Here is a 15871-nt window from a genome sequence, read left to right as displayed (position 1 = left end):
TATCAACACGCTGCGCTGGTTGATTGACGATATTTGCGACACACTTCAGGGGGGATATCAGTCGTGTCTACAGATCAAATCGCCGAGTCGAGAGCCTTTAACCCAACCGATGCAGACCTGAGCCTGATTTATGCCGTCATACCCGGCGAAGGCGTGGACGTGGACACAAGCGCGATCAAGCCGCAGTTCGAGTTCATCGAAGTGACCGCGAATGCGGTATTGCCGGCGCATGGCATGTATGTGGTGCTGCGCGGCAGCGTCCAGCTGCGCCAGAACGGCACCCCTTTGGCCAGCGCCGATGTTGGCGACTATTTCTACGAAGAGCATCTTGAGATTTCCGATATCCCCGTCAGCCTTGAAGCGCTGGCGCTGGACGGGACCCGGCTGGCCTATCTGTCGAGCCAGAACTGGAAGCAGATCCCCACAGACATTCGCAAGCCATGTATCGGCACGATGTTCGGCGATCTAGTCAATGTCCACTTGCATGAGTTTCAGCAGCCGATCAATTGCTGCAGCGTCACTGCCGCCGCGCTGAGCATGTCGGCGCTGGGGTTCAGCTGCGAGGTCAACGATATTTTCCGCGAATGCGCGCTGCCCTCGTCCTTTGTGGTGAATGACGGGATTTCGCTGGGCGAGCTGTTCGATGTCGCCTGCACCTATATCCATTCGCAAGGGCTGCGGGACCGGGTGCAGGTTCAGGCCTATTTCATGGATGAAGACCGGACCGACGTGCAGAAACTGCTGGACGCCATCGACGAATCCAACCGTTTTGGCGGCGACAATGACATTCTGGTGGCAAATTTTCAGGTCGGCGTTGCCCATGGCAAAGACAACATGCCCGGCGGTCACTTTGCCATCATCGCCAAGTGCAACCCCAGCACCGGTCTGGTGCATATGATGGATGTCCACCCCGAGAAATACGGCAAGCTGTGGGTCACAACCGCCACCCGCCTGTGGGAGGGGATGTCGGACCGCGACGGAACCTCGATGCGGTCGCGCGGCATCTTGCGTTTTTCGGCCCGCGCGGCGGTCAAAACCCATCTTAAAACCTTCGATCAGCCCTGCAACTACATCGACCCCACCCACTATATGGCCGAAGACCCCAAGAAGCGGCGCAACCTGTTCCGCCGTGCCAGCCCGAACATGAACAGTCTGGGAGTTCTGGTCGAAAGTCTGGCCATCCACGGCGACCATCAGGTGGATGAAGACAAGCTGCTACGGCTGACCGGTTCGTCCTTTCAGGATGCCGTCAGCCGGGTGGCCACTGCCGAAGAAATGCACGACATGGCGGACAAATACCTGAGCCAGGCCGAAGACACGCATCTGGGCAGTTCCTACCACAGCTTTGCGACCCGGCAAGACAAGGCGATCCAATCCGCCGAGGACTGGTTCAAATCCCATCTGCAAAGCCTGCAGGACAAGGAGACAAACCTGAAGGGCACGAAAAAGCGCCACCTGATGATCAATATCGACTTCAACCGCGTTCTGGGCTCGAAAGCCATTCAACGGCCCAAAAAGGTCTTTCTGGAAACCGCGCTGCTCGAGGAATTCTGGTGCCTGTGCGTTGATTATGACGAAGACACCGATCTGGTGACGATCGTGGACATGAGCCCCGCAACCTCGCAGGTGTGGCAGGCCCCGCGCGGCAACATCTTCCGCGGCCTGCGTTTCGTCGAAAGCCCCGAGCTGCTGGTGATTGAAGAGGTCGATCCGCCGGAAGACCCGAACGATGTCGCATCCCTGATCGCGAACAACACGGCGGTGCTGTTTTACGAGGATGAGGACCCGATGTCCTACATGCTCAAAAGCGTCATATCCAATATCGGCGCAACGGATGTGGTGCTGGTAAACGTCGCCGGGCGCGATCCCACGGCGCGCAAGATGCGGCGCGATCTGGTCGCAACCACTAGCAAAAGCTCGGTTCCTTATCTGTTTTTCGACAAGAAATGCATCAGCAAACGCGACGACCTTCAGGATATTCTGGACATGGTCGACGAAGGCATCCTGCAGGATCGGATGCGCGAGGCCAATATGGCGGTGTCCGCGCGCGCGGAATCGCCCAGCCTGGACAAGAATATCTTCGGCTATCCCAAGGGCGGCCTGACCGACGCCCCGACCGGGCGGCGCAATATCCTGCTCTGCGCCTGCGGGTCTTCGGCGGCGGATAAAATCCCGACGCTGGTCGAAAAGATCACCGATGCCGGTCACAACGTGAAGCTGATTCCGTCAGTGTCGGCCGAGAAGTTCTTCAAGGATTTCGGGGAAAAGCGCATCGCCGCGCGGGTCGGGCCGAATGACTATTACCGCGACGATGACGAATGGAACTTCCGCTACATGAAGTTCGACATGCCGGTGCGCGCCTCGCATCTGGCGCTGTGCGACTGGGCGGATTGCGTGATCGTGGCACCGGTGACCTGCAACACAATGGGCAAGATCGCCAACGGGATCGCCGACAATCTGCTGACCTCGATCTTTGTCGCCTGGCAGTACCGCAACAAGCCGGTGATCCTGTGCCCGGCCTGCAATACCAACATGTGGAACAATATCACCACGCAGAACAATGTCGAAAAGCTGCGCAGGCTGGGGGTCGATCTGGTCGGGCCCCGCAAGGGGCGGCTGTCGAACGGCATGATGGGAATCGGGATGATGGCCCTGCCCGATCAGATCATGGATGTGCTGGAAGAGGCGCTGGAAGAGCTGGAAGATCACGAACACAACATTTGCCGCTGGGCGCAGGAGGCCGCAGCCTCGGACACGTTCGACAAGTGGCAGCCGGTGTTCGATGCGCTGGATAACGGCGTGGCGGGCGTTGACATCGTGGACGATCAGAACGGCGACACGCTGTTGCACTACGCCGCAGGCGGCGAAGGCGAGTTGAACGAGAATGACGAGGAAGGCTGCAATATTCTGGGCAAACCGGATCATCAGGCCGCAAAAGAGCTGATCAAACGCGGCATCAACGTCAACGCCACCAATGACCACGGCTTTACCGCCCTGCATGTGGCAGCCATGAACAACTCACCCGGGATGGTCGATCTGCTGCTGTCCGCCGACGGTATCGATGCCTCGTCCTGCCTGCAGTTTGTCGAAGACACCAGGAATGACGAGAACATCCGGATACTGGATGAAATCCAGGACAGGCTAAAGGCCTGGGCGCAGGCCAATTCGGTGCCCCCGCCTGAACCGGAAGACAGCGGCGTCGATCTGGTGCGCGATCGCGAGAAAACGTACCTCTATTTCACCTATGGCTCGCTCAAGAAAGGGTTCCCGAACCACGCGGCCCATGCCGAAGTGCTAAGCGATTTCGTGGGTGAGGCCACGACCCGCCAGCCGATGCCGCTGATCGTTCCCAACGAGCCCTATTGCGACAACCCCAATTGCGACTACCTGCATCGCATGGCCACGCTGGTCGGTCAGAAAGGCCGGGGCAAGCAGATCCGGGGCGAGGTCTATCGCGTTAGCTCCTCGGGCCTGAAAGAGCTGGACAAGCTCGAAGGGTTTCATGGGCCGGATTCGCCGGACAACGTGTATATCCGCAAGCGCATCAACGTGATGATCGGCGATGTGAAAAAGCCCGCCTATGCCTATGTGATCGCCCACCCCGAGAAGTATTTGGGCGAATGGGAAAAAGGTGCCTCGCAGGTGGTCGAGGAATATACGCTGGACATGGCAACCGGCACTCTGAAAGAGGGGCGCGAGGCCAAGGTCTAGCCGCCCGCCTCAAGGCCTAAGAACTCGGCCCCGTGGTCGGGTTCTTCCTTCAGGCTCAGGTTATAGGCGGTGATCGCCACCATGCACAAAAGCACGAAAGGCCAGAATCCGGCTTTGGGGATCAGGTTGTCCTTGTAATGGATGATCCGTAGCGCAGGCGCGGCCTCGGACGCGAACAGATAGGTGTTCACCGACACTGCCAGCAGCAGGAAATACATCAGGAAGAAAAACGATTCCATGTAGATCACCGGTGAGCCCGCGAAGCCTTCGCGCAGCTGCACATGGGCCAGCAGGATCACGAAGAACAGGACCGAGCAGGTGCCGATCACGCTTGAGGTGTTGAAATTGTGCCGCTCCATCAGCCCTTCGCGGCGGGTGACGGTCATCACCGCTCCGAACAGCAGCATCGTCACCACGATCAGCGGGATCATGTGCACGATGAAAGCGTTGGCGAAATTGCGCTTGATGACGAAGTTATAATGCAGCTCGGGCGTGCCGGTTTTGAAGTCGTTCTGGCTGATCCCCAGCGTGGTATCCAGATCGGAGAGTTTATAGTCGAAATAGGTATTCTCACGCTCCCACGTGCCCATGACGATCTGGTTGTCGATGCCGAAAATGTCCTTTGGCCCGGTGGCCGGATAGGCGGCGAAATCCGGGATCAGCGCCACGTCGATATCGAACGGGGCCGGCCAGAACCGCACCCAGACGGTTTTGTGGTCAAACGGATAGCTGGTGTAGTCAAAACTCTGGCGCAGGGTCTGTTCGAAATACCAGCCGATCAGTTCCCCCTGGGGTTGGGGCATCCGGTAGACTTCCTGGATGGTGCCATTGGCGGCATCGACCGCCTCGGGCAGGATAAAGCCGATTTCGCCCACCGCTGGTTTGATCGCGTCATGCACGCCGTCCTGGTAGTGCTGCCAGATATAGCCGCTGACACGGATATCGCTGGCCCCGATGAAACCGAAGGACTTGATGAATATCCCGGTATTGACCCGGTAATCCGGCGGATTGTCGAGCGAGGCCAGATACCGGTCCACCAAAGCCTGATCGTGCAATTGCGTCGGGTCGCCTTCGAAATGGTTCAGATCGACCCACAGCTTGAACAGCAGGCCCGCCAGACCCAGCGTGACGAGGATGGAAATCAGCCAGACCTTCTTTTCTACGCTCATGCGCCCGCTGGCCCCCGGATCAGGTGATCAGAAAATCCACACGCCCCAGCAAGGATTGGGTGATGCCCATCTGATCGAACCCGGCCTGCAACGCGGCAAAATCTTCGTGGGAGGATGGCGCGATGTCTTGCTGTCCGCTTTCGGCCAGCAGCCGCGCCTGCCGGATCGACAGATCGACCATCGGCAAGGGCTCACCGGCAGTGAACTGTGCCAGCCCGTCGGCATAGTGCAGGGCTGCATCCCAATCCTGACGCGACAGCATGACGGCGCTGGCATCGGGGTAGAAATGCAGGTGGCTGTGGCCGACGCTGCCCTCGGCAATGATCTCGGCCCCAAGCTTCAGCAGGCGATCCTGTTCGTCCCGGTCGGTCTCGGCCATCGCCAAGGCCGACAGCGCCTTGGGGCCCACGAAATTGCGGCCATGTTCCAGCGCGATCTCAACCGCTTGCCGTCCGGTTTTGCGCGCTTCGTCCATCTGCCCGGCATAGACCTGTGTGCGGGCCAGATGTTCCAGCGCCTGCGCCTCAAGCCGTTTGGCCCCGACGCGGTTGGCGATCTCGGCAGAGACCCGGAACGAGTCCAGCGCCTGATCCACCTCGCCCAAAAAGATCTGCGCAACCCCCAGACAGGTCTGGGCGACGCATTCCGGGATGAAAGCAAAATACTTCTGCGACACCTCGATCGATTCATTCGCATCCGCCATGCCCTGCCGCACATCGCCGGTATAGCTCCGCGCCACGCTGAGGTTGTGCAGATTGGCCGCCAGATCGCGCACCAGCCCCTTTTCCCGCGCCCGTTCCACCGCCTGGGTATAAAACCCGGTTGCGGTCTGCATGGTGGCGTTCATGAAGTTGGCATCGCCAAAACCGCTGAGCGCGCCCACTTCCAGCCGGGCCGATTCCAGCTTGCGCGCCAGCGACAACGCGCGTTCGTTGGCCTGCAGCGCCTCTTCGACGCGGCCCAGCGGGAAGTAGACGTTGCCCCGCACGTAATTGATCTGCGCCACATCCCGTTCCGAGCCGCAGCGTTCCGCCGCAGCCTCGGCGGTATCCAGCGCCTCGAGCGCGTCCTGATACAGGCTCGCCTGCCGCGCAGCCTGCGCCAGCCCGATATGGGCCCGGCTGATCTGTTCGTCGGTCTCGGCATGCTGGGCGGCGTCCTTGAACTCGGTCAGCGCCCCGTCCGACAACCCTTGCAGGCGATGCGTTTCGCCGCGCGCGCAAAGCAGGTCGAACCGGACACCGGCGGGCGACGGCAGTTCCAACGCGCGGTCGATCAGGGTGCTGGCATCGTCGAACTGGAAGGCTTGTATCAGGTTTTCGGCGGCTTCCAGATAGGCCTGCGCGGCATTGTTCGCCCCCGCCCGATCCAGATGCCGCGCCCGCAGGGTGGCGTCGCGATCCTCGAACCACTTCGCCGCCTGCCGGTGCAGGCGCGCGCGTTCCGATTTGACCAGTGTGGCATAAGACCCGTCCCGGATCAGAGCATGGGCAAACATCAGATCGGCATCCGCTTCGCGGATCAGGGCCGAGCGGATCAGGTTGGTCGTGTCCAAATGCCCCTCGCCCAATGTGAAATTCAGCACTTCGGGCGAGAAGCGCTGCCCCAGGACCGAGGCCGCCTGAATCGCCGTGCGGCTTTTGCGATCCAAAGCGTCCAGACGGGATTGCACGATGCCCTGAATACTGCCGGGCACGCTTTCCCGTTTCAGCACATCAATGTTGCGCAGAAGCTGTTCCAGAAACAGCGGGTTGCCGCCGGCGCGTTCGACACAGGCGTCCAGCAGCTCGGGGTCGACGCCGGTGAATTCCTCGACCAGCCGGCGGGCCTGGTCTTCGCCCATCGGTGCCAGTTCCAGCTTGGAAATCAGCGCGCCATCCGTGCCCATCTGCCAGTCCCGGTTGATCGGATCGCCCTCGACCCGGCTGGTCATCATCAGCACGCAGGGCAGATCCCGCGTGGCGGCGGCGATATGGGAACAGGCGGTCAGGATATCGGCCGAGGCCCAGTGGATATCCTCGATCTGGATCAGCAGTGGCGTCTGCTGGCTGCGGCTGGACAGCAATTCGTCGACCACCTGACGCCGCCCGCGCAGCCGCGCCTTGTTGTCCATCGCCGCATAGACCTCGGCCAGTCCGGGGTCCTGTTCCAGTTCCAGCAAGGCATTCAGATGCGCCGCGCTCGAGGGGCTGACCCAGCCCTTGGCGATGGCGTCTTTGGCCACCGCCGCACCGGTCGCCGCATCGTCCGAAGGTTCCAGCCCAAGAATGCTGCGCGCCACGGACTGGATGGCCGAATGCCCCTCGCGCGCGCCGAAATCCATAACGACGCCGTTGTGGGTGGAATAAGACAGGCTTTGTGCCATCTCGGCCACCTGTTCCGACAGATGGGTCTTGCCGATGCCGGGTTCGCCCAGAACGATGTGAACCTCGCCCTTGCCATGGCGCTGGCAACGCTCGAACGTTGCCGAGAACAGCGATAGTTCCCGTTCACGCCCGATGAACCTGTGCCGCCGGGTCCGGATGTTGCGGGCCAGCCGGGCCAGCCGCCAGACCTCGACCGGGTCATTCAGCCCCTTGATCGGTTTGGTTCCAAGGGTTTCCCCGACAAACAGTGGCCCCAGCGCGCGCTGGATGTCATGCGAGACCAGCGTTTCACCCGGATCGCATATATCGGTCAGCCGCGAGGCCAGATTCACCCCGTCGCCGGTGACGGTGTATTCCGTATGGGCCTGACTGCCGGTGGTGCTGGCGATGACCTGCCCGGAGGCAATGCCGATATGGCATGACAGCGGGCGGCTCAGCGAGGGCAGCACCGCATGAATATCCAGCGCCGCCCGCGCCGCCCGTTCGGTATCGTTGGTGTGCGAAATCGGCGCGCCGAACACCGCCATCACCGCGTCGCCGATATGTTTGTCGATACGGCCGCCGTATTTTTCGACCACGCTGTCGACCTTGCTGAAAAAGTCGTTCAGCAACTCGTGCAGGTCTTCGGCGTCCAGTTCGCTGGACAGTTTGGTGAACCCCACCAGATCGGCAAACATCACCGTGACCTGCCGCCGCGCCGGTTCCAGAGCGGCCTCGGGCGTGGCCCCCGTTTCCTCGATGCTCTTTTCAAGCTCGGCAATGGCGCGCAGCAATCGCCGGCGGTCGCCGACAGCAGTTACCCCAATTTCGATCAGATCGTCGCCCGTCAAATCGGGCAGAATTTCAAAATCGATCTTGTTATCCAAAAAAGCTTGCGCGTAGTCAGACAATCCGTGCGCGCTCAGCCATCCCCCAAGGTCCTGAGACATGTCGCCCCTCTGAAGTCCCCAGCTTCAAGGCGCAACCTAGCACAGTAAAACCCGCCGAGTCTGCATGTAGTGAATAAATTAATGTTTTTGATCAGGGTTATTATCGGAAAGCCCACCAAAAGCGGGGGCTTTCCGTCAAGGTTCAGAAGACAGGCGCGTTCAGACCGTCGCCCCTTTCAGGCGAATGGCGGTGCCCAGGCTACCGGCGCAGACGCCGACGATGACGGCGATCAGCAGTTCCAGCGTTTCGACATGGGCGAACTGAAAACCGGCAAAAACCAGTGTCTCGAACACGCCGACCAGCCCGCCCAGCAGGGCACCCAGCCACAGCTTGCGGGTCATCATGCCCAGCGCCAGACCCAGAATGCCCGGCAGGCTGATGACATTGCCGCCGATGGTTCCAAGAATATCAAGCATACTGTGCCCTCACTTATTCCGTACGCGTGGCCAGAAATGACCGGATTTCGTCGCTGTCTGCCGCCGCCTGTTGTTCCAGCGGCGTGTCTGCTTCGCCATTCAGCGCTTCGGTAACGTTCTGGTATTCCTCCAGATAATTCGGCGGTAGGCTGTGCGCGATGCCCTGATGGCAGTCGATGCAGGTCATGTTTTCATCAATCGCGCGCTGGTGTTCGGATGCGGCGCGGGCTTCCTGAATGGTAAAGTCCATATAGTCGAAATTGTGGCAGTTGCGGCATTCCCGGCTGTCCGACGCCTTCATCTTTTTCCATACGGCAGAGGCCATCGCCAGCCGGTGATCCTCGTATTTCTCGGGCGTGCTGATGGTGCCGGCCAGTTCGTGATAGACATCCTTGACCGCCATGATCTTGGCTTTGATCTTGTGGTTCCATTCATGCGGCACGTGGCAATCGGAACAGATCGCACGGACGCCCGAATGGTTGTTGTAGTGGATGGTCTCGCGATACTCGCCCAGATTGGTTTCCATCGTGTGGCACGAGACGCAGAATTCCTCGGTATTGGTCAGTTCCAGCGTCCAGTGGAATCCGCCCCAGAACAGGATACCGGCCAGAAAGCCCGCCAGGATCAGGAAGCCTGAACTGAAGGCAACCGCCGGGGTCCAGATCCAGGTCCAGAGGCGGCCAATCCAACCGCGTTTTTCGGGGGAGTCTGCCATATCGCGGCTCCTTTCAATCTTGCGTTGGATCAGTTGCCGGAGGACGGCTGAAAGACGTTATCGACCAGCGCCGGGGCGTTGGCCTGCGGCACGTGGCACTGGTTGCAGAAATACCGGGTGCCGGAAATCTGATCCAGCTCGCGGCCTTCGCGGTCCAGATAGTGGGTCATCGACAGGGTCGGCGCATTGCGTTCGCCCGCCTTGGTCCAGTCATGGCAGGACAGGCACTGATTGGTCCGGATATCGATCTGGTACTGCTCGATCGAATGCGGGATCAGCGGCGGCTGGTGGCGATAGTTCCGCTGCATCCGCTTTTCGATATTGCCGTGAATCTGATCCAGCGGAATCGGCTCGTCCACTTCGGCCCCGCGCAAAGTCTGCACCTGGGCTGACTGCGCGAGGGCGAACCCGCTCAGGAGCAAAACGGGGATCAGGGCAAATCCGCCTGTCACGATTGATTTTTTCATCTTGGCACTCCCTTAAATAGGTCTGGCGGCGCGTGTATCGGACGCGGCAACTGGATCGGAAGGTGCGGCGACATGGTCGTCGAACCGGTGAGTAAAGGTGAACACGTCGACCGCGCAGACATCGATGCAGCGGCCGCAATTGGAGCAGTCGGGCGACAGGATGACCGGCGTGCTGCCCGGCTTGCCCTTCAGCGCGGGCGAGATGACCTGATTTTCGGGACAGACGGCATAACAATCCATGCAGTCGTCACAGGCAGAGCGGTTGGCGGCACTGACGCGCAGCATCGCTTTGGACCCCACCAGCCCATAGAACGCGCCGACCGGGCACAGATGCCCGCACCAGCCGTGGCGCGCGACAAACAGATCGAAGACGAAGATCGCGGCGATCATGGCCCAGACGAAGCCCATGCCAAAGACCAGCCCGCGGTGCAGCATGGTGATCGGGTTGATCAACTCCCACGCAATCACGCCGGTCAGGCCCGAGACAATCAGAACCGTCGCCAATATCCACAGGCGGGTGCCGCGTTTGGGCTGCCAGCCTTTCGGCAGGTCCAGCTTGCGGTGCAGCCAGTTGGCGGCATCGGTCACCGGGTTGATCGGGCAGACCCAGGAACAATAGACCCGCCCGCCGATCAACGCATAGGCCAACAGAACGATCAGCCCGCCGATCAGCGCCGTCAGCTCAGGCCAGTGCCCGGCGATCACGCTTTGCGACAGAACCAACGGGTCCGTCAGCGGCAGCACGCCCAGAATCAGAGACCCGGCCAGCGTGCCCTGAACGATCCAGATGCCAAACCACGGCCCCAGCAGGAACAGGGCCAGAAAGAACAGCTGGCTGGCGCGGCGCAGCAGCAGGTATTTATGAGCCCCGAGCCAGCCTTTGGCCTCAATAGCCTCCTGACCCACGGGCATATGGGTGCGGGCGCTCATTGTCCTACCCCCGGCAAGCCATACCCCGGTTCAAAACCGCCCGGCGCGGCCAGATTGTCGATGCCCGGTCCCGGCAGGCGGTCCGGCAGGTCGATGACGCCTTCGACCAGCGGCGCGCCCCTGGCCTCTTTCTCTTCCCAGCCTTTGCGATAGTGATCGGCGCCGGAGCCTCGGGCCAGACGGGCGGGCAGAACCTTGATCGCGGCTTCAGGAAGAACGCAACTTTTTTCGCACATGCCGCAGCCGGTGCAGCGGTCGGCATGCACGGTCGGGATGAACAGCGCGTGATGGCCCGAGCGGGCGTTATGCGCGGTTTCAAGCGTGATCGCTTCGTCAATCACCGGGCAGACCCGGTAGCAGACATCGCAGCGCAGCCCGAGGAAATTCAGGCAGTTTTCCTGATCGACCAGTACGGCGACGCCCATTTCGGCTTCGTCGATATCATCCAGTCCGGGGTCCAGCGCCCCGGTGGGACAGGCGGCGACGCAAGGAATGTCGTCGCACATCTCACACGGCACATCGCGGGCGGTGAAATAGGGCGTGCCGGTCGCCACCGCATCCACGCCCAGTTCGGCCAGTTTCAACGTGTCATAAGGACAGTCCCGCACGCACAGCCCGCAGCGGATGCAGGCCGACAGAAACTCCTTTTCCGGCAGCGCACCGGGCGGGCGCAGGGCCTCGGCCGGCAGCGCGCGCGCGTCGCGGGCCAGCCAGGCCAGCAGCGACCCGGCGACCGCGCAGCCGCCCGCTGCCCGCGCCGAATCCTGCAGGAAACGGCGCCGTTGCGGCGAAAGGGGTTTGTCGGCAAGGGGGGACATGGGGACGACCTTTGCGATCCTTGCCGGTTACGCGCGCTCGACCTTGCAGGCGCATTTCTTGAAGTCGGTCTCTTTCGACAGCGGGCAGGTGGCATCCAGCGTCAGCTTGTTGGTCAGCTGATGCTCGTCGAACCATGGCATGAATACCAGACCGCGCGGCACCTTGTTGCGCCCACGGGTTTCGACCCGGCTGGTGACCTCGCCCCGGCGGGTGGACAGGACGATCTCCTGCCCGCGGCGCAGACCGCGATCACGCGCGTCCTCGGGGTGCATGTAGACCACAGCCGAGGGATACGCCCGGTGCAGTTCCGGCACGCGGCGCGTCATCGAGCCCGAATGCCAGTGTTCCAGCACGCGACCCGTGGACAGCCACAGATCGTATTCTTCATCCGGCTCTTCGGCGGCGGGTTCATAGGGGGCAAAGATGATATTGGCCTTGCCATCCTTCTTGCCATAGAACTTCACGCCCGCCCCTTCGGGCACATAGGGGTCATAGCCTTCGCGGAAGCGATAGAGCGTTTCCTTGCCGTCCACGACCGGCCAGCGCATGCCGCGCGCCTGATGGTACATCTCGAAGGGTGCCAGATCATGCGCGTGACCGCGCCCGAACTCGGCATATTCCTCGAACAGGCCTTTCTGGACGTAGAACCCGAAATGCTCGGCATCGTCATTGTGGAAGCCTTCTGCCGTTTCCGACAGCGGGAACTTGTCGACCTGACCGTTGGCATAGAGCACGTCGAACATGGTCTTGCCGCGATGTTCGGGCATCTTGGCCAGCAGTTCCTCGCCCCAGACCTCTTCGACGGTGAAGCGTTTGGAAAACTCCATCAGCTGCCACAGGTCGGACTTCGCTTCGCCCGGGGCCTGTACCTGCTGCCGCCAGAACTGGGTGCGGCGTTCGGCATTGCCATAGGCGCCCTCTTTCTCGACCCACATGGCGGTGGGCAGGATCAGGTCGGCAGACACGGCGGTGACCGTCGGATAAGGATCAGAGACCGTGATGAAGTTATCGGGGTTGCGATAGCCGGGATAACCTTCTTCGTTGATGTTGGGCGCGGCCTGCATGTTGTTGTTGCACTGCACCCAATAGGCGTTCAGATCGCCGTCTTTCAGCTTGCGGTGCTGCAGCACGGCGTGAAAACCGGGCTTGGGCGGGATGGTGCCTGCGGGTATCTTCCAGGCGGTTTCGCAAATCTCGCGGTGCTTGTCGTTTGCCACCACCATGTCGGCGGGCAGACGGTGGGCAAAGGTGCCGACCTCGCGCGCCGTGCCACAGGCCGAGGGCTGACCGGTCAGCGAAAACGGCGAGTTGCCGGGTTCCGAAATCTTACCCACCAGCAAATGCACGTTGTACATCAGCGAGTTCACCCAGGACCCGCGCGTGTGCTGGTTGAAGCCCATGGTCCACAGGCTCATGACCTTGCGGTTGGGGTCGGCATATTGCTTGGCCAGTTTCTCAAGCTTGTCCGCCGGAACGCCCGACAGTTCGGCGGTGTATTCCAGCGTGTAGGGTGCGACCGCTTCGGCGTATTCGTCAAAGCTGATCGGTTCCATCTTGCCCGAGTTCGGGTTCGCGGCCTCTTGCTGCAACGCGTTGGTGTCGCGCAGGCCATAGCCGATATCGGTGGCGGTCTTGGTGATGTTGACGTGGTTGTTGACGAACTCTTGGTTCACCGCGCCGGTCTGGATGATGTAGTTGGCGATATAGTTCAGGATCGCCAGATCGGTCTGCGGCGCAAAGACCATGCCATTATCGGCCAGCTCGAACGAGCGGTGTTCGAAGGTCGACAGCACATGCACCTCGCAGCCCGGCTTGGTCAGGCGGGTATCGGTCAGGCGCGACCACAGGATCGGGTGCATCTCGGCCATGTTCGAGCCCCAGAGCACGAAGGTATCGGCGTGTTCCAGATCGTCATAGCAGCCCATCGGCTCGTCAATGCCGAAGGTGCGGATGAACCCCACCACAGCCGAGGCCATGCAGTGGCGCGCGTTGGGGTCGATATTGTTGGACCGGAAGCCCGCTTTCATCAGCTTGGACGCCGCATAGCCCTCCCAGACGGTCCACTGCCCCGAGCCGAACATGCCGACACTGGTCGGACCTTTCTTGGCCAGCGCCTCTTTCCACTTGGCGGCCATGACGTCAAAGGCTTCGTCCCAGCTGACGGGTTCGAACTCACCGTTCTTGTCATATTCGCCATTGGTCTTGCGCAGCAGCGGCGTGGTCAGGCGGTCCTTGCCGTACATGATCTTGGACAGGAAATAGCCCTTGATGCAGTTCAGGCCCCGGTTGACCGGCGCATCCGGGTCGCCCTGCGTGGCGACCACGCGGCCATCCTTGGTGCCGACCAGAACCGAACAGCCGGTGCCGCAGAACCGGCAGGCCGCCTTGTCCCAGCGGATGTCGGGGTTGCCGACTTGTGCGTTGGCCTGACCTGCGGCCATCGGGATGCCTGCGGCCGAGGCGGTTGCGGCAGCCGCAGACGCCTTGAGGAAGGTGCGGCGGGATTCAGAAACAGTCATTATACGGGCCTCCTGCTGGGCGGTTGGCTTGGAGCGTTGGTTTGCGGAGCGGGCCCCGCGAGTTCTTCGAAATGGTGATAGGTCAGCGAGAGCGAGATCACCCCCGGGATCTGGTGCAGATCCATGATGATTTCCGACGCCAGACGGTCGGGCGTATCTTCGACGACAACAACAAAACGGCCGTCTTCGGCCTCGGCATGCACTTCCACGCCCGGAACGCCGGTCATCTCGGCGCGGGCCGCGTCGGTGCGGTCCGGGGCGACATGGACAAGGCAACCGCAGATATTCATTGGATCACTTCCGTTTGAGGGGTGGTGGCGCGTTCAAAGGACACCGCACCGACAGGGCAGGCAGCGGCGCATGCGCCGCATCCGATGCAACTGTCCAGGTCCAGGACCGGGTCGGCGCGACCCGCAAGTTGCAGCCTGAACCCGATGGCGTTCTGATCGCAGCTGTCCTGACACAGGCGGCAGCTGACACCGTTCATCGACAGGCAATCCGCACCCTGAACCGCCGCCCGCCATGGCCAGTCCGGCACCCGCTCGGGATCGAGGGCATCGGTGGCACAGGACCGGGCACATTCGCCACAAAAGGTGCAGGCGCCGGTGTTCAGCTGCACCACGGGCAAACCGCCATCATCGACGGCGATGATGCCTTCGGGGCACGCGCTTACGCAATCCCCGCAGGCCGTGCACAGATCGGAAAACCCCGCCTCGGCCGCACCGGGCGGGCGCACCGCATCAGCATCGTCGCGGAGCATGCGGGCGCTTAGAAACGCGCGTCTTGTGGTCAACTGGCTCATGCGCTGGCGACCAATCCTCTGGCAACATCATACTGTGATTTCGCCGTCGTAGCAGCTTTTTAGATGCTCAGATTTGATACAGGTCAATGTGGCAGACGCCTGGTCTTTAGGCAAATTAATTAGATCGCTGCCGCCCGGCGCGGTCGCGGGGCGGTGTGTTCGTCAGAATAAACGACCGGCAGGCGTCAATGATCTCATTGAAACGCGCCCTTTCGCGGGCATAAAGGTAAACTCTGCGCATTTCCGATACGTCTGCAATCGGGCGAAATACCACGTTGTCGGGAAGAAACTGCGCCACCGTCTGCGGCAATACCGTGGCGAAGCGCCCGGTGCGCACCATCGTGATCAGCGAATGCGTATTGTGGATCGTGACCCCGGACGCTTTCAGCACGTCCTGAAACGCGTCCGAGGTTATGGAATCGCATAGCGGGTTTCGCAGAAACGCGATGCCCGCAAGGTCCACGATTTTCGGCGGCCCGGCCCGCGCGATCAGCGGGTGATCCGACGCGGCAACAAGGCCAAAGCGGTCTTCGAACAAGGGAACGGCCTGAACCCCATTCAGCGGGTGATGACCGGACGCAAGCCCGATATCGGCGCTGTCCCCGGCCACGGCGTCCAGAACCTGCTGCGTATCCGCATCGCGCAGATCGACCTTGAGGCCCGGAAACCGCGTCGTCATATGCTCCAGCAGCGATGGGAACAGCACCGCCCCAACCGACGGCACCGCGACGATTCGGATCAACCCATGTTCGGCGAGAGCCGCCGTTTCGATGTTTTGGACGGTCTGATCAAACTCGCGCACCTGCCGCAGCGCCAGATCGAACACCTGCTGTCCCAGCGGCGACAGCTGGTTTTTTCGTTCCCCTTCAAACAGTTTCCTGCCCAGATGATCCTCAAGCTGTTTCAGCGTCATGGACACGGCGGACTGGGTGCGGCCCAGACGGTCCGCAGCCTCGGCCAGATTGCCGGTCTGTGCGACGGTGCAGAAGCAGCGCAGCATTTCGATCTTGATGGCCATGCTTCAGAT

The 15871-nt window shown here is 61.3% G+C and carries 12 protein-coding genes; 1 reads left to right on the top strand and 11 read right to left on the bottom strand.

Annotated features, from left to right (window positions below):
- The first annotated feature begins 63 nt into the window (after positions 1 to 63).
- Positions 64 to 3711 (top strand): flavoprotein, encoded by a 3648-nt coding sequence (locus ACR0K1_RS14685; protein ID WP_480851151.1) that lies wholly within the window; start codon positions 64 to 66, stop codon positions 3709 to 3711.
- Here ACR0K1_RS14685 and ACR0K1_RS14680 read toward each other — a convergent pair.
- The 11 genes from ACR0K1_RS14680 to ACR0K1_RS14630 all read right to left on the bottom strand — a co-directional run bounded on the left by ACR0K1_RS14680 (position 3708) and on the right by ACR0K1_RS14630 (position 15862).
- Positions 3708 to 4880 carry a hypothetical protein gene (locus tag ACR0K1_RS14680; RefSeq protein WP_480615188.1) on the bottom strand — a complete coding sequence of 391 codons (1173 nt, stop codon included), beginning with the start codon at positions 4878 to 4880 and terminating at the stop codon, positions 3708 to 3710. The two genes, ACR0K1_RS14685 and ACR0K1_RS14680, sit on opposite strands and share 4 nt — an antisense overlap.
- A gap of 19 nt (positions 4881 to 4899) precedes the next feature.
- Positions 4900 to 8175, bottom strand: a complete 3276-nt coding sequence (locus ACR0K1_RS14675) for an adenylate/guanylate cyclase domain-containing protein (protein ID WP_480615190.1) — start codon at positions 8173 to 8175, stop codon at positions 4900 to 4902.
- 159 nt (positions 8176 to 8334) lie between these two features.
- On the bottom strand, positions 8335 to 8592 hold the full coding sequence (locus ACR0K1_RS14670; RefSeq protein ID WP_480615192.1) for a hypothetical protein: 258 nt from the start codon (positions 8590 to 8592) through the stop codon (positions 8335 to 8337).
- 13 nt (positions 8593 to 8605) lie between these two features.
- A complete protein-coding gene (locus tag ACR0K1_RS14665; RefSeq protein WP_480615193.1) occupies positions 8606 to 9307 on the bottom strand; it encodes a NapC/NirT family cytochrome c in 702 nt (233 codons plus the stop codon).
- 29 nt (positions 9308 to 9336) lie between these two features.
- Positions 9337 to 9774, bottom strand: a complete 438-nt coding sequence (locus tag ACR0K1_RS14660; RefSeq protein WP_480615195.1) for a nitrate reductase cytochrome c-type subunit — start codon at positions 9772 to 9774, stop codon at positions 9337 to 9339.
- A 12-nt stretch (positions 9775 to 9786) separates the two neighbouring features.
- Complete coding sequence (gene napH / locus ACR0K1_RS14655; RefSeq protein ID WP_480615197.1) at positions 9787 to 10704, bottom strand: quinol dehydrogenase ferredoxin subunit NapH; 918 nt, start codon at positions 10702 to 10704, stop codon at positions 9787 to 9789.
- Complete coding sequence (gene napG / locus ACR0K1_RS14650) at positions 10701 to 11522, bottom strand: ferredoxin-type protein NapG (protein ID WP_480615199.1); 822 nt, start codon at positions 11520 to 11522, stop codon at positions 10701 to 10703. The genes napH and napG overlap by 4 nt, the downstream gene beginning before the upstream one ends.
- A 27-nt stretch (positions 11523 to 11549) precedes the next feature.
- Positions 11550 to 14042: a nitrate reductase catalytic subunit NapA gene (gene napA / locus ACR0K1_RS14645; RefSeq protein ID WP_480615201.1), complete on the bottom strand. Its 2493-nt coding sequence runs from the start codon at positions 14040 to 14042 to the stop codon at positions 11550 to 11552.
- Entirely contained in the window at positions 14042 to 14332 is a 291-nt protein-coding gene (locus ACR0K1_RS14640; RefSeq protein WP_480615203.1) for a chaperone NapD, read from the bottom strand. The genes napA and ACR0K1_RS14640 overlap by 1 nt, the downstream gene beginning before the upstream one ends.
- The gene (gene napF / locus ACR0K1_RS14635) at positions 14329 to 14844 is read right to left on the bottom strand and encodes a ferredoxin-type protein NapF (RefSeq protein WP_480851150.1); all 516 of its coding nucleotides are present in this window, start codon (positions 14842 to 14844) and stop codon (positions 14329 to 14331) included. The genes ACR0K1_RS14640 and napF overlap by 4 nt, the downstream gene beginning before the upstream one ends.
- Before the next feature lie 115 nt (positions 14845 to 14959).
- Entirely contained in the window at positions 14960 to 15862 is a 903-nt protein-coding gene (locus tag ACR0K1_RS14630) for a LysR family transcriptional regulator (RefSeq protein WP_480851149.1), read from the bottom strand.
- Between the last annotated feature and the right edge of the window lie 9 nt (positions 15863 to 15871).

It is taken from the genome of Ruegeria sp. F5 (assembly GCF_056533845.1).
The sequence above is the reverse complement of the archived record's forward strand: the minus strand, read 5'-3'. Positions and strand labels throughout refer to the sequence as shown.